Annotated in this window: 19 protein-coding genes; 5 read left to right on the forward strand and 14 right to left on the reverse strand. The window is 55.5% G+C overall.

Annotated features, from left to right (window positions below; genetic code table 11):
- Positions 1-267 precede the first annotated feature (267 nt).
- From R6U90_RS04350 to rpe, 5 genes are all read right to left on the reverse strand, one after another.
- Positions 268-852 (reverse strand): aminodeoxychorismate/anthranilate synthase component II, encoded by a 585-nt coding sequence (locus R6U90_RS04350; protein ID WP_410351447.1) that lies wholly within the window; start codon positions 850-852, stop codon positions 268-270.
- A gap of 54 nt (positions 853-906) precedes the next feature.
- On the reverse strand, positions 907-1,284 hold the full coding sequence (locus tag R6U90_RS04355) for a GxxExxY protein (RefSeq protein WP_410351448.1): 378 nt from the start codon (positions 1,282-1,284) through the stop codon (positions 907-909).
- Between the two features lie 65 nt (positions 1,285-1,349).
- A complete protein-coding gene (trpE, locus tag R6U90_RS04360; protein WP_410351449.1) occupies positions 1,350-2,834 on the reverse strand; it encodes an anthranilate synthase component I in 1,485 nt (494 codons plus the stop codon).
- Positions 2,835-2,953: 119 nt separating this feature from the next.
- Positions 2,954-3,643 (reverse strand): phosphoglycolate phosphatase, encoded by a 690-nt coding sequence (locus tag R6U90_RS04365; RefSeq protein ID WP_410351450.1) that lies wholly within the window; start codon positions 3,641-3,643, stop codon positions 2,954-2,956.
- 37 nt (positions 3,644-3,680) lie between these two features.
- Positions 3,681-4,373, reverse strand: coding sequence for a ribulose-phosphate 3-epimerase (gene rpe / locus R6U90_RS04370; protein ID WP_410351451.1), 693 nt, complete (start codon positions 4,371-4,373; stop codon positions 3,681-3,683).
- A 216-nt stretch (positions 4,374-4,589) separates the two neighbouring features.
- On the opposite strand from rpe, the gene R6U90_RS04375 reads away from it, so the two are divergent.
- Both R6U90_RS04375 and R6U90_RS04380 read left to right on the forward strand, forming a co-directional pair.
- Complete coding sequence (locus tag R6U90_RS04375) at positions 4,590-5,384, forward strand: alpha/beta fold hydrolase (protein WP_410351453.1); 795 nt, start codon at positions 4,590-4,592, stop codon at positions 5,382-5,384.
- A 116-nt stretch (positions 5,385-5,500) separates the two neighbouring features.
- Positions 5,501-5,968, forward strand: coding sequence for a CopD family protein (locus R6U90_RS04380; protein ID WP_410351454.1), 468 nt, complete (start codon positions 5,501-5,503; stop codon positions 5,966-5,968).
- A gap of 323 nt (positions 5,969-6,291) precedes the next feature.
- Here the strand turns inward: R6U90_RS04380 and djlA are convergent, their stop codons facing one another.
- From djlA to R6U90_RS04395, 3 genes are all read right to left on the reverse strand, one after another.
- Positions 6,292-7,113 (reverse strand): co-chaperone DjlA, encoded by an 822-nt coding sequence (gene djlA, locus R6U90_RS04385; protein ID WP_410351455.1) that lies wholly within the window; start codon positions 7,111-7,113, stop codon positions 6,292-6,294.
- Between the two features lie 317 nt (positions 7,114-7,430).
- Positions 7,431-7,793 (reverse strand): cupredoxin domain-containing protein, encoded by a 363-nt coding sequence (locus R6U90_RS04390; RefSeq protein WP_410351456.1) that lies wholly within the window; start codon positions 7,791-7,793, stop codon positions 7,431-7,433.
- On the reverse strand, positions 7,790-10,015 hold the full coding sequence (locus tag R6U90_RS04395) for a heavy metal translocating P-type ATPase (protein WP_410351457.1): 2,226 nt from the start codon (positions 10,013-10,015) through the stop codon (positions 7,790-7,792). The genes R6U90_RS04390 and R6U90_RS04395 overlap by 4 nt, the downstream gene beginning before the upstream one ends.
- A 193-nt stretch (positions 10,016-10,208) precedes the next feature.
- Between R6U90_RS04395 and R6U90_RS04400 the strand changes: the two genes are divergently transcribed.
- The 3 genes from R6U90_RS04400 (at position 10,209) to R6U90_RS04410 (ending at position 12,985) form a co-directional block, all read left to right on the forward strand.
- On the forward strand, positions 10,209-11,066 hold the full coding sequence (locus tag R6U90_RS04400; RefSeq protein WP_410351458.1) for an HDOD domain-containing protein: 858 nt from the start codon (positions 10,209-10,211) through the stop codon (positions 11,064-11,066).
- Positions 11,067-11,321: 255 nt separating this feature from the next.
- A complete protein-coding gene (locus R6U90_RS04405) occupies positions 11,322-12,035 on the forward strand; it encodes a sulfite exporter TauE/SafE family protein (RefSeq protein ID WP_410351459.1) in 714 nt (237 codons plus the stop codon).
- Positions 12,032-12,985: a sigma-54 interaction domain-containing protein gene (locus R6U90_RS04410; protein ID WP_410351460.1), complete on the forward strand. Its 954-nt coding sequence runs from the start codon at positions 12,032-12,034 to the stop codon at positions 12,983-12,985. Before R6U90_RS04405 ends, R6U90_RS04410 begins: the two co-directional genes overlap by 4 nt.
- A 215-nt stretch (positions 12,986-13,200) precedes the next feature.
- On the opposite strand, the gene R6U90_RS04415 is transcribed toward R6U90_RS04410, so the two are convergent.
- The 6 genes from R6U90_RS04415 to R6U90_RS04440 all read right to left on the reverse strand — a co-directional run bounded on the left by R6U90_RS04415 (position 13,201) and on the right by R6U90_RS04440 (position 21,316).
- Positions 13,201-15,150 (reverse strand): TonB-dependent copper receptor, encoded by a 1,950-nt coding sequence (locus R6U90_RS04415; protein WP_410351461.1) that lies wholly within the window; start codon positions 15,148-15,150, stop codon positions 13,201-13,203.
- A gap of 144 nt (positions 15,151-15,294) precedes the next feature.
- On the reverse strand, positions 15,295-16,002 hold the full coding sequence (locus R6U90_RS04420) for an energy transducer TonB (RefSeq protein ID WP_410351462.1): 708 nt from the start codon (positions 16,000-16,002) through the stop codon (positions 15,295-15,297).
- A complete protein-coding gene (locus tag R6U90_RS04425; RefSeq protein WP_410351463.1) occupies positions 15,978-17,477 on the reverse strand; it encodes a PepSY domain-containing protein in 1,500 nt (499 codons plus the stop codon). Before R6U90_RS04425 ends, R6U90_RS04420 begins: the two co-directional genes overlap by 25 nt.
- Before the next feature lie 17 nt (positions 17,478-17,494).
- Positions 17,495-19,501, reverse strand: a complete 2,007-nt coding sequence (locus R6U90_RS04430) for a TonB-dependent receptor (protein ID WP_410351464.1) — start codon at positions 19,499-19,501, stop codon at positions 17,495-17,497.
- Positions 19,502-20,209: 708 nt separating this feature from the next.
- Positions 20,210-20,599 carry a DUF302 domain-containing protein gene (locus R6U90_RS04435; RefSeq protein ID WP_410351465.1) on the reverse strand — a complete coding sequence of 130 codons (390 nt, stop codon included), beginning with the start codon at positions 20,597-20,599 and terminating at the stop codon, positions 20,210-20,212.
- 234 nt (positions 20,600-20,833) lie between these two features.
- Positions 20,834-21,316, reverse strand: a complete 483-nt coding sequence (locus R6U90_RS04440) for a c-type cytochrome (RefSeq protein WP_410351466.1) — start codon at positions 21,314-21,316, stop codon at positions 20,834-20,836.

Genomic DNA, 21,316 nt, shown 5'->3' on the forward strand with positions numbered 1-21,316 from the left:
TTTTCTTTTGCTTGTCTGGTTCGTTTACACCGTCGCGGGTAACCAGTAATTCAAGAGGAGCTAGATACCAGTGACTAGCAACTAGAACCTGTTAATCCAAGGATCAACCTTGAGTCTGTACACACCACGCTTACCGGTTCTTTTCCTGTGGGAGGCGATTCCATCGGCGACCGGCCTCTGCTAAAGGAATATATCGCAGCTAAAAGCCCCTTCCACAACAATCCTGTATCAGCCCGGCAGATTCTTGCTCTGGACTGCAGGCCACGCTTACCGGTTCTGTTCCAGAAAATTTCGCAACATATCATGACCGTGTTCGGTCAGAATTGATTCGGGGTGGAACTGAATCCCCTCGATGGTCATCTCTTTGTGTCGCACGCCCATGATCTCATCCAGCTCGCCATTGTCCTGCCGGGTCCAGGCGGTGATTTCAAGGCAATCGGGCAATGAGTTTTTATCGATAACCAGCGAATGATAGCGGGTCGCTTCCAGCGGATTGTCCAGCCCTTTGAAAACCCCGATATCGTGATGGTGGATCATCGAGGTCTTGCCGTGCATGATGCTGCCGGCATGCACCACCTTGCCCCCGAAAGCCTGGCCGATCGCCTGATGCCCCAGACAAACACCCAGGATAGGCAGCTTGCCGGCAAACCGGCAAATCGCCTCCACCGACACCCCGGCCTCGTTCGGCGTACAGGGGCCCGGGGAGATCACCAGGTATTCCGGTTTCAACTGGGCAATCTTGTCCAGCGCAATTTGATCATTACGATAAACCTGCACCTCCACACCCAGCTCCCCGAAATACTGGACCAGGTTGTAGGTAAACGAATCGTAATTGTCTATCATCAACAACATAAGATACTCCCTGCGAAAAACGCAGAGGACGCGGAGGCGCGGAGACGCGGAGAACTACAATTTATTTGCAACACGATATATACCGTTCTTAATCAATGACGTCCTGAAATTAATAAGCAACCCCAGTTTCCTGCCTGTCAGTCTTAAATAGGTTAGAACCTGAGATTTATGTATATCTTTAATTTCCTCTAGCGATTTCAATTCGATAACCACCTTGTTATCTACCATAAAGTCAGCTCTATAAACCTGATCAACCACGATACCCTTGTATACCAGGGGAATTGGAAGCTCCGACTCATATCCGATACCTCGAATCCGGAATTCATGTTTCAGGTATTCATGATACGCCGATTCCAGCAGTCCCGGGCCAAGTATCCGATGCACCTCTATTGCTGCACCGATTATTTCTCCAGCAAGGTCATTTTCGTGCATATGCAACTCCTTTGCATTACTGATTTTCTCCGCGACTCTGCGTCCTCCGCGTTAAATATACCAGCCTAACGGTGCGTACCGTCCAGGCCGGCTTCGGCCAGGGCCACGGCGCGGAATATGGCGCGGCCTTTGTTCATGGTTTCGTCCCATTCGTTGCGCGGGACAGAATCGTGGACGATGCCGGCGCCGGCCTGGATGTGCAGTTGTTTGTCCTTGATCACGGCAGTGCGGATGGCAATGGCAGTATCCATATTGCCGGACCAGGAAAGGTAGCCCACCGCGCCGGCGTAGACACCGCGCTTGACCGGTTCAAGTTCGTCGATGATCTCCATGGCGCGAATCTTGGGTGCACCGGAGACGGTGCCGGCCGGGAAGGTGGCGCGCAACACGTCCATGTTGGACATGCCCGCCTGGATCTTGCCGGTAACATTGGAGACGATATGCATGACGTGCGAATAACGTTCCACGGCCATGTTTTCGGTCACCTGGACGCTGCCGGTTTCGGCAATACGCCCGACATCGTTGCGCCCCAGATCGATCAACATCAGGTGTTCGGCCCGCTCCTTGGGATCGGCCAGCAATTCGGCTTCCAGGGCCCGATCTTCTTCGTCGCTCCTGCCCCGCGGCCGGGTGCCGGCAATCGGGCGCACGGTAACCGTCTCGTCTTCCACCCGCACCAGGATCTCCGGCGAGGAACCAACGATGTGAAAATCATCCAGATCCAGATAGAACATGTAGGGCGAGGGATTGAGGCTGCGCAGGGCACGATACAGATCCAGCGGCTGCGCCTCGTAGGGAATCGACAGGCGCTGCGACAGTACCACCTGCATCACATCCCCGTCGACAATGTACTGCTTGGCCCTCGTAACCGCTGACTCGAAGCCTTGCTGTGTGAAGCCGGAAACAAAATCGTCTTCATTGATCTTCAGCGAGCGCGTTTTCGGCGGCCGTGGCGGAGTTTCCTGCAAGCGGGCGATCAACTGATCCAGCCGTTCCTGTCCCTGTCGATAAGCATTATTCTGGTCCGGGTCGACGTAGATCACGACATATAACTTGCCGGAAAGATTATCAAACACCACGATCTCGTCGGAGACCATCAGCAGGATATCCGGCAGTTGCAGTGCATCGTCGTTGGGGCAGTTTGCCAGTCGCGGTTCGATGTAGCGAATCGTGTCGTAACCAAAGTAACCGACCAGGCCGCCATTGAAGCGCGGCAAGCGATCGTCTTCGAGGACCCGGTAGCGGGCATAAAAGGCTTCGATCCAGGCCAACGGATCGTCCGCCTGTTCCTGTTCAATGATCTCGCTGTTGTGGTAAAGACGAATGTCGTGGCCGTGAATACGCAGGACCGTCTGGCAGGGCAGACCAATGATGGAATAACGGCCCCATTTCTCGCCCCCCTGCACCGATTCGAACAGGTAGCTGTAGGGTCCGTCCGCCAGCTTGATATAGGTACTTAAGGGAGTGTCGAGATCGGCCAGCACCTCCCGCACCAGCGGGACGCGATTATAGCCCTGATTGGCGTACGCCTGAAATTGTGTCTCGTTCATATACTGTCACCTGAAGAGTTGCCATCATATACCAAAAACCGCTGTCACTACCTCACCAGTGGCGCCATCGGTTAGTGGTAATGTTTATCGGACGTTTCATCTTCAGGTCACAGTCAGAATCAGGCCGCGCCACGCGCCGCCTGTTTGAGCAAATCGGGCAGTTCAGCCATGGAGTCGATCACTGCGTCGGGATTGGCCTCGCGGATGTCGATGCCGTGGTTATAGCCATAGCTCATACAGACAATCTGAAAACCGGCGGCCCGCGCGGCAGTGACGTCGCTGATCGAATCGCCGATCATCAGTGACTGCTCCGGCTTGATGCCGAAAAACCCGGCCACGTGCAGCAGCGGCAGAGGATCCGGTTTTTTCTTCGCCAGAGTGTCACCGCTGACCACGATCTCGAAATCATCATAGACCCCGAGCGTTTTGAGCAGCGGTACGGTGAACTGTTCCGCCTTGTTGGTCACGCACCCCAGCCGGTAGCCGGCCTGCTTGAGCCAGGCCACCCCCTCTTTGACGCCGGGATACAGCTGGCTGCGCTTGCTGGTATTGTCGGCATACAGGTTTAGAAAAATCGGGTAGGCCTTTTCGAACAGGGCGTCATCCGGCTCACCCTCGAGCTGCCCCGTCAGGGCCCGACGAACCAGGCGCTCGACACCATTACCAACCCACTCGCGGACTTTCGCCTCACCATGCTCCGGCATGCCAAGCTGTTTCATCATCTCGTCCACGCACCAGGCCAGATCCGGCACACTGTCCACCAGCGTTCCATCCACATCGATCAAGACCATTTCCGGTTTTCGCAACATATAAAAGTCTCAACGCAAAGACGCGAAGGCGTCAGGTTTACTTACCCGCCCTGGCCAGCTCATCCCGCATTGTTTTGAGGATGGAGTCGTAGCGATTCGGATCGGAATCCTGGCCCTTGCCGAAGATGCCGGAACCGGAGACGAAGGTATCGGCGCCGGCGGCGGCGATTTCCTGGATATTATCGGCCTTCACACCGCCGTCGATTTCCAGGCGAATGTCACGTCCGGATTCGTCGATCAGTTTGCGCGCCTCGCGCAGCTTGTCGAGGGTGGCCGGGATGAAGGACTGGCCACCGAAGCCGGGGTTGACCGACATCAGCAGTATCATGTCGACCTTGTCCATAACGTATTGCAGATAGTCCAGCGGGGTGGCCGGGTTGAACACCAGGCCGGACTTGCAGCCGCTGTCACGCACCAGCTGCAGCGTGCGGTCGATATGATCGGACGCTTCCGGATGGAAGGTAATATAAGTGGCACCGGCCTCGGCGAAGTCGGGAATGATGCGATCCACCGGCTTGACCATCAGATGCACGTCGATAGGAGCGGTGACCCCATGCTTGCGCAGCGCCTCGCAAACCAGCGGGCCAATGGTCAGATTCGGCACATAGTGGTTATCCATGACATCGAAATGGACAATGTCCGCACCAGCTTTCAGTACGTTGTCTACTTCTTCGCCCAGGCGGGCAAAATCCGCGGACAGGATGGACGGGGCAATTTGATAATCGGCCATGGTTTCGCCTCTTCGCTTGGTTATATGTTGGGTTACAGGTAAAGTGTCGCCGGCCCTGCCGTGGCACGACCTGCTGAAAAATGAACCGCAGACTTTACCTGATCGGATCGGATTTTTCAGCCTTTTGTGGCAATATGAATGCGGATTTGAACTCCACCAGGCGTTGCCCCCTGGCGAGCGAGCGAACAAAAGCCTCTTTGATTACAAGGGATTACAATGCGCAACTTGTCTATCGCTTTATTCATCAGCCTCGCGCTGGCCGGCGCGCCCGTGGCAGCCTCCGACAAGGCCAAGGAACAGCGCTGGGCAGATCAGATCGTCGACTCCTTGATGGTGGGCGAGGCCCTCTGGCTGGAACCCGGCGGGGAGCCGATGCTGGCACTGGCCACCGAACACACCACCGAAGAAGCCCGGGGGGCCGCCATCGTGGTACACGGCATCGGCGCCCATCCCAACTGGCCGGAGGTCATCCATCCGCTGCGCAGCCGGCTGCCCGACCATGGCTGGACGACCCTCTCGATCCAGATGCCGATTCTCGAAAACCAGGCCGACGCCCGGGACTATGAACCGTTGTTCGAGGAGGTGACCCCGCGTTTTAACGCCGCCATCGACTATCTGCGGGAACAGGGGATCGAAAACATCGTCATTCTCGCCCATAGCATGGGCGCGGCGATGAGCACCCATTACCTGGCCGATAACCCTGACCATCCGATCCGGGCCTTTGTCGGCATCGGTATGAATCAGAGCAACGTGGATATCATGGACAACGCCAGTAATCTGGAAAAGATCACCATTCCGGTACTCGATCTGTATGGCAGCCAGGATCTGGACGGGGTCCTGGCCTCGGTGAAACAGCGCGCCACGGGCGCCGCCCGGTCCGGCAACGACAACTACCGCCAGGTGGAAATCGAAGGCGCGGATCATTTCTTCAACGGGCGAGCCGATACCCTGGTCAAGCGGGTCTATAGCTGGATCGACCGTCATGCACCGGGGGAGGAAGTGGCACGATAATTTTGAATGTTAAATTTTGAGTTTTGAATTAAATGCAATCCCATCATTTAAAATTCAACATTGTGCACTTTGCAGTGCCTCTGCACTAAAAAAATTTAAATAACGAGGTCTAAACGATGAATATGAACAGTATCCTGATCGCCCTGCACCTGCTCTCCGCCGTTATCTGGGTCGGCGGGATGTTCTTTGCCTACATGTGTCTGCGGCCAGTGGCCGCCACACAGCTGGAGCCGCCGATTCGGCTGACCCTGTGGGTCGGCACCTTTGGCAAATTTTTCCCCTGGGTCTGGGCATCTGTCATCCTGTTGCCGCTGACCGGCTACTGGATGCTGTTCAGCCTGTATGGCGGGTTTGCCAATGCCCCGATCTTTATCCATCTGATGAACGGTATCGGCATCATCATGATCCTGATCTACCTGCATGTCTTCTTTGCCCCTTACCGGCGACTGAAACAGGCTGTGCTCAGCCAGGACTGGCCGACTGGTGGCCAGAAGCTCGGACAAATCCGGATGCTGGTGGGGCTCAATACGCTACTGGGGATCATTACCGTGGCCATTGCCAGCGGCGGGCGCTACTTCGGCTGAACCTGAAACATTAAGGGCTTAACCACGAAGACACCAAGACACGAAGAAAATAAATATTTGAATACTTCGAGCCATCGAGTATTCGTGGTTAAGATGTTGATGTTTCTCGTTCAGCCGAAATAGCCAGGTAGGCCCGATGTAGCGCAGCGGTATCGGGCATCTCTGTTGTGCCGGACACCGCTACGCTCAGTCCGGCCTACTGGCCGGTCTGACCACAGAGGACGCAAAGGGCACAAAGAAGCCAAAGGTCTTAATAATTATTCTTCTTCGTGTCTTTGTGTCTTGGTGGTTTGCTTTTATTTCACAAACGTTATGCAGGCTTTTCAATTTTCACGTGATTTTTTGATCAACTCGTAGGCTTCCTTGATCTCCTGGGCCTTTTCATTGGCGATCTTGACCATCTCCTCCGGCATGCCCCGGGCCACGAGCTTGTCCGGGTGGTGCTGGTTCATCTGCCGTCGATAGGCCTTTTTGATCTCGCTGTCACTGGCACTGTCAGTCACGCCCAGCAGTTCATAGGCCTGCTTTAACTGCTCGGCCGATGAACGCCCTGCCCGGGCCCCACCACCTGCACCGGCATGCTGCTGATGGAACTGCCGCTGGGCCTGAACCAGGCCAAGCAATTGTTCGAACGCACTGCCGCTGAAGCCCAGCCGCTGGCCGATATGCCGCAACACGTTCTGTTCGGCAGGATGCATGACGCCATCAGCGTAGGCGGCATGGATCAGGATCTCCATGAACATCTGCAGTACCGTGCGACGCCGGCGGGCTTCCTGGCGGAACTGTTCCAGCACGCCATCCAGATCAAAGTCGGTCTGCTTGCCCTGATTGAACAGGTCGATCGCGGCGCGCTTCTGCTGTTCGTCGAGACGCATCTGCTGCATAACCCCGCGGGCCATTTCGATCTCGTTTTGGCTCACCCGCCCGTCGGCCTTGGCCACGTGGCCCATGGTAGAGAACAGTGCCGTGAAAAACGCCATCTGTACCCGTTCCTGATCACCCTGGCGAAACGGCCCGCCGAGCTGATCCTGCAGACGCAGCCCCTTGTCGAACTGATGACCCAGCACCGCTCCCAGTAATGCACCCAGCGGCCCGCCCAGCATGAAACCGAACGCCCCGCCAACGACCTTGCCCCACCAGCTCATAAGAACAGGACCGAGGGACGAGTTACGAGTGACGAGGAAAAATGCCTCGGGGAATAATATTTTTTCTGAAACATATTCATTTTCTGATGTGCCTGTATAAATATTTTAACCACGAAGACACGAAGCCTCGAAGTTATAAATAATATTTTCTTCGTGTCTTCGCGTCTTCGTGGTTTGTTTTTTCCTTATTTCACGCCCTGCTCGAGACTCCAGAATGACGGTGCGTGGAACGCACCCTACCCCTGGTCGCGCCGGAGCGCTCCTACAGTTAAAATGTTTTCCTCGTCACTCGTAACTTGGCCCTCGGCCCTTCGTCGTCATATGACGACGAGCGTACCACGGTACATTTGCATCTGGCAGGTGAAGTCGTATTCGCCTTGTTCCTGTGGCGTGAGGGTAACTTCCTTGTATTCATCCACCGGCAGTTCGGCACTGATGTCGAAGTCGGGAAAGATCACCTGTTCGGCGCAGGGGCTGGGGTCCTTGCGTAAAAAGCGCAGGGTGATCGGCTGCCTGGCGGGGACTTCGATGCGCGAGGGGGTATAAACGCCATCCTCGACCAGAATATCAACCCGGTCGCTGTCACCACGGCGTTGCACGCCGGGAGGTTTGGCCAGCCAGAACCACCAGACGATCGCCAGCATCAGTACCAGCCCCAGAAGATTCACCAGCCAGATCATGAGCGGGCTCCCGATTTGAACCAGCGCAGACGATTGGCATTACTCACCACGGTGACCGAGGACATGGCCATAGCCGCGCCGGCGATCATCGGATTAAGCATGACTCCCATGATTGGATAGAGAATCCCGGCGGCGATGGGAATGCCCAGGCTGTTATAGATAAAGGCACCGAACAGGTTCTGCTTGATATTGCGCAGGGTGGCATGAGAGATCGCGATGGCGTCAGCCACGCCGTGCAGGGAGCCGCGCATCAGGGTCACGTCGGCGCTTTCGATTGCCACGTCGGTGCCGCTGCCGATGGCAAAGCCCACATCGGCCTGGGCCAGCGCCGGGGCATCGTTGATGCCATCGCCGACCATGGCCACCACCTCGCCGCGTTGCTGCAGTTGTTCGATGTGCCGGTTCTTGTCCTGTGGCAGTACCCCGGCGATCACTTCATCGATCCCCACCTGGCGGGCGACCGCATGCGCTGTCGCCTCGCTGTCGCCGGTAAGCATGATCACCTTGAGTCCCAGCTGTTGCAGACGCCGAACCGCGGCACTCGAATCGTCTTTGACCGGATCGGCTACAGCGATGATGCCCACCAGCTGCTCTCCCCGGGCCAGGTACATGGGCGTTTGTGCCTGCCCGGCCAGTTGTTGCGCCCGCTCCTGCAGCTCGCTCATATCGATGCCCTGGCTTTGCATCAGACGCGCATTGCCCAGATAACACGGCACGTCGTCAAGCCGGGCGCTCACTCCCTGTCCGGTGATTGCCTCGAACTGCCGGACGTCGAACAAGGTGATCTCGCGCTGTTTTGCCGCCTCGACGATGGCATGGGCCAGCGGGTGTTCGGATCCCTGCTCCAGGCTGGCAGCCAGTTGCAGCAATTGCTCCTCACTGGTGTCGGATGCAGGCACCAGCTGGGTCACGCCCGGGCGCCCGACTGTCACGGTCCCGGTCTTGTCCAGGACAATCGCCTCCAGTTTGCCCGCCTGTTGCAGGGCCTCACCGTTGCGAATCAGGATGCCGTATTCGGCGGCCTTGCCCACGCCGACCATGATGGAAATGGGCGTGGCCAGACCCAGGGCGCAGGGACAGGCGATGATCAATACAGTCACGGTGGCGACGATGGCATGGCTCAACAGCACCTCGCCGCCAAGATTGAACCAGATCAGAAAGGTGGCCACCGCCACCAGCAGGACCGCCGGCACGAAGACCGCCGCGACTTTGTCGGCCAGGCGACCGATGGCCGGTTTGCTGGACTGGGCGCGGCGCACCATCTCGATAATCTGCGCCAGCACGGTATCGGCACCGATCCGTTTGGACTGGAACAGGAAGGTGCCACTGACGTTTATGGTGCCCGCCGCCACCTCGTCGCCCACCTTTTTGGACACGGGCAGCGGCTCGCCGGTAAGCATCGACTCGTCGACGCTGGAATGGCCATCGATAATGTCGCCGTCCACCGGGATGCGCTCGCCGGGGCGGATACGCAGCGTCTCGCCCAGACCAACCTCGTCGATGGCGATATCCTGCTCCTGGCCGTCGCGCACCACCCGTGCGGTCCTTGGCTGCAGGCCGATGAGCCGGCGAATCGCCTCGGAGGTCTTGCCCCGGGCACGCATCTCCAGCGCCCCGCCCAGATTCACCAGGGCGATGATGACCACCGCCGCCTCAAAATAGGCGTGCCGGGCGAGCGTCGGGACGGTATCGGGAAACAGCACCACCACCATGGAATAAACCCAGGCGGCACCCGTACCCAGGGCGATCAGGGTGTCCATGTTGGCGTTGTGCCCCCGAAAGGCTTTCCAGGCGCCGGTGAAAAAATGACCGCCGGCGTAGAGCATGACTCCGAGAGTAAGCAGGCCCAGCAGCAGCCAGATCGGCTGACCGAGCTCGGTGTCCAGCGCGGGCAGCAGTCCGCCCATATCGCCAATCACCAGCGGTACTCCGAGCACCGCCGCTACGGCGGTCTTGCGCAACAGGCGGCGATAGTGGGCCATCTCGGCCGCTTCCTTGTCGACCTCGGCATTCTGCCCTTTCATCTCGGCCGCGTCATAACCGGCCTGTTTTACCGCCTCTACCAGTTTGTCAGCACTTACATCTCCTTCAATCGTGGCGGTATGTTCGGCGAAATTGACCTCGGCCTGCTCGACACCGGGCACCGCCTGCAGTGCCTGTTCGACACTGGCGACGCAGCCGGCACAGCTCATGCCACTGATAGAAAGACGAGTTGCTGACATCGGTGGACTTTCTCCCGGGACTGTCGAATCCCTGTGACGGCCAATTTACCCTTACCAAACAAATGTGAACTCGTTCACATTTATATCTGGTTACGGTACCGGCGAAAAATCTATAATCAAGTTTGCGGTCTTTTGTGCCGACAGCAAACTACCAAATCCCACTAATTTCATCGCAGAGAACTCTCTCACTCATATGACGACGAGCACCCCACAGACGCTGATCCAGGAACACCGCGAGCTGGTCTCGCTGCCGGTCATCGTCACCCGTCTGAATGAAATGATCAACGATCCGGCCTGCTCGGCAGCCGATATCGCCGAAACACTCGGCCAGGATGCTGCTCTGGCGGCCCGACTGCTGAAAATTGTGAACAGTCCGTTTTACGGCTTCCCTTCCCGGATCGAGACCATCTCCATGGCGGTCACCATCGTCGGCACCCGCCAGCTACGGGACCTGACTATGGCAACACTGGTGGTCAACAAGTTCAACCGACTGCCTGAAGAGCTGGTTACACCGCAGCACTTCTGGCGCCACAATGTTGCGGTCGCCTGTGCCGCCCGGACCCTGGCCGAGCGGCTGCAGATTACCCATACCGAACGACTGTTTATCACTGGCCTGTTGCACGATATTGGCAAGCTGGTCATGTATCTGACCCGCCCCGAAACTTCGGCCCGCTTACTGACCCGTTCTCGCGAGGAAAACCAGGCTCTGGGTAAACTGGAGCATAACGAATTCGGTTTCGATCACGCCGAACTGGGTGCTGAACTGCTGCGCCAGTGGCATTTGCCCGAATCCCTCGTCGAACCGGTGGCCCGTCATCATCAGCCCGCTCTGGCAACACAATATCAGCGCGAGGCCGCCATCATCCATCTGGCCAATGCGATTGGCAATACCATTGAGTCCATTCTCACCGCTGACGACGATCTGCCGATTGATACGCGGGTCTGGCAAATGCTCGATCTCAGTCCGGGGGAGCTGGACGAGCTGACAGCCAAATCCGATCTCACCCTGAAACACGCCTTGCAGGTAATGTTTGTCGAAATTGCCGCCTAGCCCTTCGGGCCGGGGTTCTGAGTGCTGAGTGCTGAGTGCTGAGTGCTGGGTGCTGGGTGCTGGGTGCTGGGTGCTGGGTGCTGAGTGCTGAGTGCTGAGTCACGCAGGTTACGCTGGCGAAGCCTGCGTGACTTTGATGCCCCGACTTCCGACTTCCGACTCGCGACTTAGAACTCAGAACTCAGAACTCACAACAGGTCACCGCAGGCCAGGAATGTTATGATCGCGTTTTGGTTATCGTGAGCCTTGGTATAAATGGAAATCGCCCTGGTCAGTGCCTTTATCGTCGGTTTGTTCAGCGCGGTGCACTGTATCGGGATGTGTGGTGGCATTATCGGGGCGTTGACCTTCAGCCTGCCGGTGGAAATCCGTCAGCATCGCTGGCGTCTGCTGCCCTATATCTCGGCCTATAATCTCGGTCGCATTACCAGTTATACCGCCGCCGGTGCCTTGCTGGGCTGGCTGGGCGACAGCCTGTTCAATCTCATCAGCCCCGATTCGGGTCACCTGATTCTGCAGGGTGTTGCCAGCGCCATGATGGTCGGCATCGGCCTGTACCTGGCCGGCTGGTTTCCCCGTTTCGCCATGATCGAACATCTGGGCAAACCACTCTGGAACCGATTGCAACCCTGGGGACAGAAACTTATTCCGGTGCGCTCGCCCGGACAGGCCTGGCTGTTCGGCGTGGTCTGGGGCTGGCTGCCGTGCGGGCTGGTCTATTCCGCACTGATTATCTCAGGCACTGCAGGTGAGGCATTGTATGGCGCCCTGTTCATGCTGAGTTTTGGCGCCGGCACTTTGCCTTCGGTGATGGCTGCGGGTATATTAACCGGATGGATGGCAAGGTTGTCCCGCTTGAGCCAGATCAAAACGGCGGTGGGACTCCTGCTGATAGTATTGGCCGTAATCAGCTTTTACCTGACGTGGTCTCACGGCCATCAACATTTTGCTGCAGGGCAACACGTATGAACAACAGTGCATTCGACCATCTGCTGGGCCAGGCACCCGAATTTCTTGCCACCCTGCGCTCGGCGCAACTGATTGCCGCGACCGACGTTACAACTTTGATTACCGGCGAAACCGGCACCGGCAAAGAGCTGCTTGCCCAATCGATGCACGAAAGCAGTCGCCGACATGGCAGAGAGATGACCACGATCAACTGCGCTGCCCTGCCCGAGAATCTGGTCGAGGCCGAACTGTTCGGCTATCGACGGGGCGCCTTCACCGACGCCCGCCAGGATCAGCCGGGCAAATTCAAGGCCGCCGATGGAACAACCCTGTTCCTGGACGAAGTGGCTGAACTACCCCTGGCGGCCCAGGTCAAATTGCTGCGAGTACTCGAATCAGGGGAGATTCAACCCCTGGGACAGACAACGGCCGACAAGGTGGATGTTCGGGTCATTGCCGCGACCAACCGGGACCTGTACGAACTGGTTCAGCAAGGCCGTTTCCGTGAAGACCTCTATTATCGTCTGAATGTCGTGCCACTGCATCTGCCACCATTGCGTGAACGTTTTGCCGACATCGAGTTGTTACTGGGCAGACTGACGGCCCGACTGGCTATCTATCATCGTCTGGATGCGCCGCGCTATACGACTCTGGCACTTGAGGCCTTGCAGGCCTATGCCTGGCCCGGCAATGTCCGCGAACTACGCAACTTCTGTGAACGCATGCTGGTGCTGATGCCCGGCAAGTCGATCGACGTTAGCAATCTTCCTGCCGATATAACCCGCCAGCAACCACAGGGGGATGCATTACAATTGCCTTCCCGTGGCGTCCAACTCGACAAACTTGAGGCCTGCATGATTCGCCAGGCCCTGGAGCGGGTCAAAAGCAATCAGAGCAAGGCCGCCCGTCTGCTCGGCATCACCCGCAGCGCGCTGATCTATCGCATGAAAAAATACGCGATCGAATCCTAGTCACCAGGAACTAAATAGAGGTTCCGAATACCCGATCACTTTGTTCAAAAGATTGCTTCGCTTCGCTCGCAATGACCCAAAATAGAGAGGTCATTGCGAGGAACAACGTGACGAAGCAATCTCTCTGGACTGGTATTCGGAACCTCTATTTAGTCACCCGGTTAGAAGCGTAATTATCCTGTTGCCGCACTCCGTACTGCGGCAAAACATTCGATTTAGAATACAATATTCACCTTGGCCCAGTAGGAGCGCCCCGGCTCGTTGACCTGGATGACGGTGGTATCAAAGGCACTGGGCTTGTTCAGGTGTTCGGCATAGGTCTTGTCGGTGACGTTATCGATACCGAAGCTGACGGTTTTCTGCTTGGCAAATTGATAGTGGCCATACAGGTTATAAACAGCAAACCCCGGTGTCTGCCCGGCATCGAGACCGCTGCCGGTATTGATGTCATCGTCCACCCGGGTCTGCTGGGCAACAGCCCGAACTTCACCGCCGAACATCCAAACCGCCTCACGATATTCCAGGCTGACGGTACCTTCCAGCGGCGGTGTCTGGGCGATGGGACGTGAGTCGGTGGTATTGGTGGCATGCACATAAGCCACGTTAAGATCGCTCCTCCAACGTTTGTTCCACTGGTAAGTGCCTTCCAGGTCGATACCGTAAAGTTCCGCATCCACATTACGATAGATGGTAGCCAGATCCGATAGCAGTATCCCGCCCTGGCCCCGGGCCCGATCCCGCAAGATGTAATCGTTGACCTGATCGTAATAAACAGTCAGTGAACCACGGTATTGCTCTGCCTGATGTTCCAGACCGACATCCAGCTGATGATGAGCTTCAGGGTCCAGGGTTGGATTACCCACCCACCTCTTGCTGGCCGTACTGTTGGTTGCCGCCATAAACCGTTCGGTCGCATCGGCGGTCCGCATGGTCCGGCTCAGGCCGGCAAACAGGGTAGTGCTGTTGTTTGCCAATTGATGCTCAAAACGCAGCAGTGCACCCACATTGGTTTCATCCTGCGGCGTTGCCGTGGTCCCGTAGTAGTTATTGTAGAGGGTATTCGGACTGACGGCCCATGGCATTGAATTCATGGGATCCAGACTCGCCTTGCTGGCCGAGGCATCCACCTGATCGACCCGCAATCCCATAATGTAACGCTGTTGCGGTGTGATTTCCGCGGCATACTCGGCGACCACGCCCCATTGCTCGATACTGACGCCTGGCCACATGTAGGCACTGATCACAGTCGGCACCGTACCGGCAGAAGCCATATAGCGGGCCGCATCGCGGTCATTTTGCATGACATCCAGTCCCAGCGTGAGCAGGCCATCGCCCAGCACCAGATCACCTTTGATCTTGCCACCCGCGGTATCCGACGCGGAAGACACTCGCGCCCACATCATGGTATTGGTCCGCAATGAATAGTTATCCATTACATGTTCGATGGCCGAGCTGTACAGCTCGGTTTCGATACCGCTGAAACTTCCCGGTCCGGTTTGTGATTCGTAACCCAGCGTGATCAGGTCGTGGTCAGTGACAGGCGCATCCATCCCGGCACCGGCATAGAGAATATCCTCACCCCGGACCGCCTCGGCACTCAGCGACAATTTACTGACGGCATCGGGACGCCAGGCGAGTTCCACCAGGGCACTGTTTTCATCGTACCCGGAGCGCACTTCATTGCCGTCACCATCCTCATAGGGATCGGCGGATTTGCCGGCAATGATACCGCGCATATAGCCCTTTTCCCCTCCGCTGGCGACGTCGGCATGCGCGTTCCAGGCATCTCCATTGCTGACATACCCGGCGCCAAGTTCGATACGGCTGTTCTCGCCCGGTTCGAACTCGGGATCCTGGCGCTCGAATAACACCGTGCCGCCTGAACCACCGGCACCGTATAACAGGCTCTGGACTCCCCTGATGACCGTCAGTTGATCATACCTGGCCGTACCGGCATACGCCGAGGCCGGGTCCATGCGATTGGGACAGCCACCGAAGACATAGGCACCATCGAGCAACACGTTAAGCTGATTATGCTTATGTCCGCGGATTACCGGATCGATGCCGTGCCCGCCCATCTTGACGCCGGTAATACCGGGTATGGAGCTCAACCAGTCGCCACCATCGGCGGGACTGCGGCCGGAGATGTCGTCGGCCAAAAGCACACGAGTCCCCGGTGTAACTGTTCTTGATGCTTCAACAACCACTTCCGATACGCCCGTTGTTTCGGACAAAGCCACCCCTGTGTTGACGAACAGTGCGATAAATAAAATTTTTTTATACATCTTCACTCCTGCTGACTTGAATTATCATTCATCTCGTAATAAGAACCTCACCGGCACCTCGACCGAGGTCGAGACGGCATCGTCCTGACGCCGGGCAGGGCGAAACTTCCAGCGTTCCACAGCACGAATCGCGGAATTGTCGAGCACACGATAACCGGAACTTTGAGACACGCTGACACTGGACACCTCTCCTTTGGCCGTCACTTGCACAAGTAAAATGACCGTTCCTTCCATCCCTCGTCGACGTGCTGATATAGGGAAAACAGGTTTGGGGTTATGCATGGCGAAGGGTTTGCTATCCGCCTGTACGAAGGTATTTGCTGCCACGTGTTTCTTTTCAGGTTTGTCCTCGACGCTGGCATTTTCAGAATTGACGATATCAGCCTTCTTTTCGGTTTTCGTCTGTCGGGGTTCAGGTGTTACTTCTTTTTCTTCTCTGCTTTCTATGGCAGATTCCTTCTCGTGCTTTTTTTGATTTTGTGTCGTATCCGGTTCATGCTGGTTATCTTCCACTTGCGGTTTTTCGCTCTCTTCCAGCCCGGCAACCAGATTGACATTAAGCCAGCCCGGGAACTCGGGCGCCTGAACAGGTTTCAATGGCCACCAGTAAAGTAACACCAGCACATGAATCGCTATTGCCACCAAAAGAGCAATACTGATGCGAAAAATCGGCGGCGCGGAATAACTGTGAAAGCAGAGATTTGTTCCTAAATCCACTTCTTCCTCCACCATCTCATCAATCCTGTGACGACAAGAATGATGGCCAGGATGGCGAACAGATCATTGACCCATTTCCACTGCTTGTGGATTAAAACACCGCTATGCAAACCATCGACAATGTAATACCAGGGAACGTATTTCAGATCCGGAAAGTGTGGCGAAACACGTTCAAAGCTACCGCCAATAGTCCCTTTGCGTAACCCGTCTCGATTGAGGATCAGCCACGTTTGGTCATCGAGCCAGACAGCATCGCTTGGCATGTGTCCGGCGCCGCTAACGACACGCCACGCGCTGGTATGGTCTTCCCGATACAGATTAGGCCCGCCCATACCGCCCAGAAATAATCCTGCATCACTGCGGGTCAGGCTCCAGACAAACCATGATCTGCCCTCGGGGAAGCGTTCCCTTATCCAGGTCTCACCATTATCTTTACTGGTGAACATACCCAGGCGCGTACCAATACTGAGATGTTGCGCCTGATCCGGATAGGCGGTAACGCTGTATATTTCCTGATCAAGACTTCGAAGTGTATAGACCGGCGGCTGCCACGGGCGAGAGATCGTGGTTTGTTTCATCCAGCCGATCAAGGCATCGTTGTGGTCCAGAAAGATACCAGTAATCGATAAATAAATAATCGGAATAAAGGTTACCAGCCCCAGCAACGGCGCATGCAGGCGGAACAGCCAGCGGATCGTCTGTTTCTTATGCTGTCGTCCTACAGTGATTCCCTGTCGTTTTTTCTTGCGCCAGTACTTCGGCAAGAAGAAAAACAACACTCCGCTCAATGGGATCAAAAACATCGCCACTCCCGCGGCATCACTCCACCATAACGAGAATGGCGCAGTGAAAACACCCCGTCCATAGTGCAAGTCTCGGACAAAGCGGGATAACGTGATTGAATCTGGCAATTGTTTTTGGTCCGGCGCGACAGGGTCGATAAAGACGACATGACCATCGATTGCGTCGAATCGAAACAACTGTGAACGATTAACAACACCAATCAGTTCTGAAGCCTCACTTCCCAGGGCCAGGTCGGTGACACGCTGCCCGTTCAAAACGGAACGAGCTGCTGTCAATCCACAATCATCGGAACGCCACATCCCCGAGTCTGTTGCCAGCCATAATACGGCATCAGGTTCCTTCCCGATGAACTGCGCTGCATACAATTGCGGTTGTTCAGTTCTGCCGATAAAATCGGTCCGGTTCCAGATTTTCCCACCATCGCGACTTCCCCATGTCCCATGCTGGCCACCGGTGATATGACAATCATCGAGCTGCGGGTTAACCTGATAAATTTTGAATGGTGCGCTCCGGGCCCGCTCACGAATATTTTCCGGCAGTACAGTCGGATTGAGCCCCGATTGCCACAACCAGGCCCAGGTATCCCGGTGATCCAGCAGCAGACCGGTGATTCCGAGCACCGTCAGCCAGAGTGCCGCGAACAATCCCAGCCATTTGTGGATGCGATGCAGCGTCCACTTTTTCATTATCCTGCTGCCGGCATTCAAAAGCTATAGCTCATCCCGAGATACGCTGTGCGCGGCATACCAGGTGCAAACTCTCTGCCATCTCGACCGAGTGAAGCAGTTGTGGCATAACGCTCATCCAGCAAGTTCATGATGCGGCCGTACAGTTTCAGTTCATCATTTACCGGATAACTCGCACGCAGATTGAACAGGCTATGACCACTGTATTTCTCGGTGTTAGCATCGTCCAGCCAGTAACTACCCAGTCTCGTCCATTCCAGCTCGACTTTTCCACCATTGAGTACAGGTGCGACATAACCCAGTCGTGTATTGACTATCAGCCTGGGTGCATCTGATATTTCATTGCCGCTATAGTCGGTTGTCGAGTTCGGGCGCCATTCTTCATAACTGTGTTTGGCGTAGCTTGCGGCAATATTCAGACTCACATCCTTTGCAAGTTCTCCACTGAGGCCTGTCTCGATGCCCCGGTGCAGGGTCTCCCCGGCATTCATCGTTTCCCGGGTCTTATTCGGATATTCATACGTAACGATGTCGTCTCGCTTGCGCATATTGTACAGGGCAAGATCGTATTTCCATCCATTCCATTCACCCCGAATACCTGTTTCGATACTCTGTACCTTGACCGGCTTGAGATTCTCGCTGTTTATCGTCCTGCCGGGCCTAAAGAGCTGCCCCTCAGAAGGTACGCGAAACGCCTCGCGGTAGGCCGCAAACCCCGAGTGCTTTCGATTGAATCGATAAGTCAGGCCCAGCTTGGGACTCAGGCGACTGAAATCAACTGTTGTATCGGAAACGTGTTTATAAGTCAGTGGGAATGAGGTGCTCGCGGGGTTTATGACAATATCATCGTCCGACATCTTGTTGTTATAATCGTAACGAAGGTCATCATAGCGCAGTCCCAGCGTGACCCGGGTTTTCTCAGACGGCGAGAATTCGCCATGCACATAGGGTGATATTCCGGAAAAAGTGACATCATAGTCATACAGCTTGGTTGTCACTGTATAGCTGTCATAGATATCGCCGGTCTGCGTGGCATCAATACTGTAATCGACCCGGCTTCCGGGGCTGTAATCCAGGTCCGCACCAACAATCACACGCGTCTGCATCGGCGAAAAATCCATGCGGTGTTTTAACAGTAAACCGACCGAATCGTTTTTAGTATCCCAGATGGAGGGATCAAAAGAAAATGACCAGTTAGGCATCAACTCCATGCTGTTTGAACGAAAGTAGGGGATCACACTGGTCAGCGTATCGCTGCTTTCTTTGGAATAATCCATCGACAGACGTAATGCCTCTACGCGCCGATAGGATATCGGGGTGTAATTCTCGGTTGGATTGTTCAGGTAGTCTGTTTCCGAAAGACGGGACGACCCCGCTGTTTGCTGATCAATATTCGAATAGGCCAGAACGGTTTTCAGCGCGGCTCCACTTTCAAGGATTCGATCCCATCTACCGTTAACACTCTGCCGGTCATACTCGGTGTTTTCTCGCCAGCCGTCTGTATGGGTCAGATTGACGTCAGCACGGTAACCATCCATTTCCTTACCCGTACCGGCACTGAGCAGCAATCGACGCCAGCCGTGCTCACCGGCTTCCAGATCGACCGACACTTCCGGTTCCAGCGGGGTCGGCCGGGTTTCGATATTGATCACCCCCCCGATAGCATCGCTACCATACAGCGCCGAACCGGGTCCTTTCATAACCTCGATTTGTGACGCCTGGGGCAGATTCACCTCATACAGGGCATTGTGATTGAAAAATCCCGTGGAACGGATCGGTATGCCGTCCTCAAGATACAAATAGACAGGGCGAGTCGTCAGCGGCTGGCGAATCGCGCTCATGTGTCCCTCGCCCGAGGTGACATTTACATGCGCCCCCGGTATCCGGCCCATTACCTCGGAGGGATGCGCGGGCTTCACTTGCTGGACTTCATCACCATCAACCCGACCGCTGCTATGCGTTGAGTCGTGTATGGACTGTGCTTCTCGTGTAGCCGTAACGGTGACTTCATCAAGTTTATCCATGTTTATCTTTTCGTCAGCGGTGATCGGCGACAGTACGAGTGCCCCACAAACCCACCCCAGTATCGCTTTATACATCAGTTATCCTGTCTGGTTATATTTTGAAGTACAAGTTAAGGAGCAATTTCCAGACCATAAAAAAACAAATATTATTCAACCAGATAGCATTTCCGCACTGCAAGAAAATGTTCAAAATCAAACAAAGGTGTTTGATAATAGACAACACCATAGCTGGTAAACGCGACCAGGCAGAGAAAAACAGGCCAAATCCTGTGAGGAAGTATTGCCACGAACTAAACGGCAGTAACACCAGAAGATGGGGGATACCCGCAGCGGTGTAACGGGGAAGAGTCCTATAAGAGTCTTTTGTTGCGCCAGCTGGAGCGACACAAACATTATCCATTTATCGCGCCGCATCGACAGCTGGAAGGGAAGGCGTCGAGCCGCATCATACCGGGGAGCGACGGCCGACTGCAGGATATTGAATGCCTTATTGGCAACGACGTGTTTTGCGAAGCAGCCATCCATTCCGCCCGCGAAGCACAGCCACTTCCCCAACCGCCGACATCCCTGTCAGGTAAAGCGTTCGAATATGCTATGGAATATAAATTACGATAAGTATAACCAGTTGCCCTCCACCGGTCGCGGCTAAAAGCCCCTCCCACAAAGGCCAGGCCCAGCACTTAGTACTTAGTACTTAGTACTCACTCTTCAGGCCGAGATGCTATCGCATACCCGTTCCAGACGTGTTTTGACATCGCCGGCCAGCTCATGAATACCGGGTTGTTGCACCAGGTCCAGTACCGCCTGGGGATCCATGAATGCCACGGTGATTGAACCGTCGTCTTCTTCACGCACCACGACGTTACAGGGTAACAACAGACCGATATCCGGCTCGGCGGTCAGGGCCTGGTTGGCCAGCGTCGGGTTACACGCACCAAGAATCTTGTAGGGTTTTTTATCGATATCCAGTTTCTTTTTCATGACTGCCTTGACATCGATTTCGGTCAATACGCCGAACCCCTCTTCTTTCAGTGCTTCGGTAACTTTCTCAACGGCATCGTCAAAATTGCCTGAAACTTTTGTGTCGAATCCGTACATAATCCACTCCTTCTGTAAAAATATCCTCAGCGTCGCCAGTTTTACCTGACAACATAGAAATTGCTAGCAACAAACAGGTTCTAGTAACTAGTTCCTGGGGCCTGGTATATCAACCAGACGAGGGCCAGAATCACGACTATCCAGATCAGGATACCGAAGCCGCCATGGCCAAACAACCACCAACCACTTCCCCAGCCTTCACCATGCATATTCTTACCTCGCTGCTTGCCGGGCTTACTGCGCCCGCTGATCGATCCGATACCATCTGGCATAGATTTCATCGGGCCACTGTGCCTTGATCCAGGCCAGAACATCCTTGATATCCCGTTTACTGAGTACATCTTTCCAGGCCGGCATATTACCGCCTCGATCCAGGGTGCCGTTTTCAATAATCTCGATCAGCTGTGCAGTCGGGTGATGCCAGGTATGCGCCGAACCGTCCAGCGGCGGTGGCGGGAATTTTCCCTCCTCATCGCGCTGCCGCCAATTCGAAGTCCCCTGCGCCAGTCTGCCATGGCATACCGCGCAATTCTGCTGATAGAGACGTCCGCCACGCAGTATCTGCTGCATATCCTCGTTACGCGGCGGGACCGTAGCTTTTGTTGAGGCAGATTGGCTGGCTTGTGATTGATTGTTGGTACTCCCCGGGTTGTCACACCCGGTCAGTCCCAGACTACCAATAATACCAATCACTACGATGTTGTATATCGCTGACAT

The sequence above is a fragment of the Thiohalophilus sp. genome, assembly GCF_046483665.1.
Classification (GTDB): Bacteria; Pseudomonadota; Gammaproteobacteria; order UBA6429; family Thiohalophilaceae; genus Thiohalophilus.

Excerpts from the sequence above, each read along its gene's own strand:
- R6U90_RS04420 (WP_410351462.1), bottom strand. The coding sequence starts at position 16,002 with ATGGTGGAGGAAGAAGTGGATTTAGGAACAAATCTCTGCTTTCACAGT.
- rpe (WP_410351451.1), bottom strand. The coding sequence starts at position 4,373 with ATGGCCGATTATCAAATTGCCCCGTCCATCCTGTCCGCGGATTTTGCC.
- R6U90_RS04405 (WP_410351459.1), top strand. The coding sequence starts at position 11,322 with ATGGAAATCGCCCTGGTCAGTGCCTTTATCGTCGGTTTGTTCAGCGCG.
- R6U90_RS04355 (WP_410351448.1), bottom strand. The coding sequence starts at position 1,284 with ATGCACGAAAATGACCTTGCTGGAGAAATAATCGGTGCAGCAATAGAG.
- R6U90_RS04400 (WP_410351458.1), top strand. The coding sequence starts at position 10,209 with ATGACGACGAGCACCCCACAGACGCTGATCCAGGAACACCGCGAGCTG.
- R6U90_RS04365 (WP_410351450.1), bottom strand. The coding sequence starts at position 3,643 with ATGTTGCGAAAACCGGAAATGGTCTTGATCGATGTGGATGGAACGCTG.
- R6U90_RS04395 (WP_410351457.1), bottom strand. The coding sequence starts at position 10,015 with ATGTCAGCAACTCGTCTTTCTATCAGTGGCATGAGCTGTGCCGGCTGC.
- R6U90_RS04350 (WP_410351447.1), bottom strand. The coding sequence starts at position 852 with ATGTTGTTGATGATAGACAATTACGATTCGTTTACCTACAACCTGGTC.
- trpE (WP_410351449.1), bottom strand. The coding sequence starts at position 2,834 with ATGAACGAGACACAATTTCAGGCGTACGCCAATCAGGGCTATAATCGC.
- R6U90_RS04390 (WP_410351456.1), bottom strand. The coding sequence starts at position 7,793 with ATGATCTGGCTGGTGAATCTTCTGGGGCTGGTACTGATGCTGGCGATC.
- R6U90_RS04410 (WP_410351460.1), top strand. The coding sequence starts at position 12,032 with ATGAACAACAGTGCATTCGACCATCTGCTGGGCCAGGCACCCGAATTT.
- djlA (WP_410351455.1), bottom strand. The coding sequence starts at position 7,113 with ATGAGCTGGTGGGGCAAGGTCGTTGGCGGGGCGTTCGGTTTCATGCTG.
- R6U90_RS04380 (WP_410351454.1), top strand. The coding sequence starts at position 5,501 with ATGAATATGAACAGTATCCTGATCGCCCTGCACCTGCTCTCCGCCGTT.
- R6U90_RS04440 (WP_410351466.1), bottom strand. The coding sequence starts at position 21,316 with ATGTCAGCGATATACAACATCGTAGTGATTGGTATTATTGGTAGTCTG.
- R6U90_RS04375 (WP_410351453.1), top strand. The coding sequence starts at position 4,590 with ATGCGCAACTTGTCTATCGCTTTATTCATCAGCCTCGCGCTGGCCGGC.
- R6U90_RS04430 (WP_410351464.1), bottom strand. The coding sequence starts at position 19,501 with ATGGATAAACTTGATGAAGTCACCGTTACGGCTACACGAGAAGCACAG.
- R6U90_RS04435 (WP_410351465.1), bottom strand. The coding sequence starts at position 20,599 with ATGTACGGATTCGACACAAAAGTTTCAGGCAATTTTGACGATGCCGTT.
- R6U90_RS04425 (WP_410351463.1), bottom strand. The coding sequence starts at position 17,477 with ATGAAAAAGTGGACGCTGCATCGCATCCACAAATGGCTGGGATTGTTC.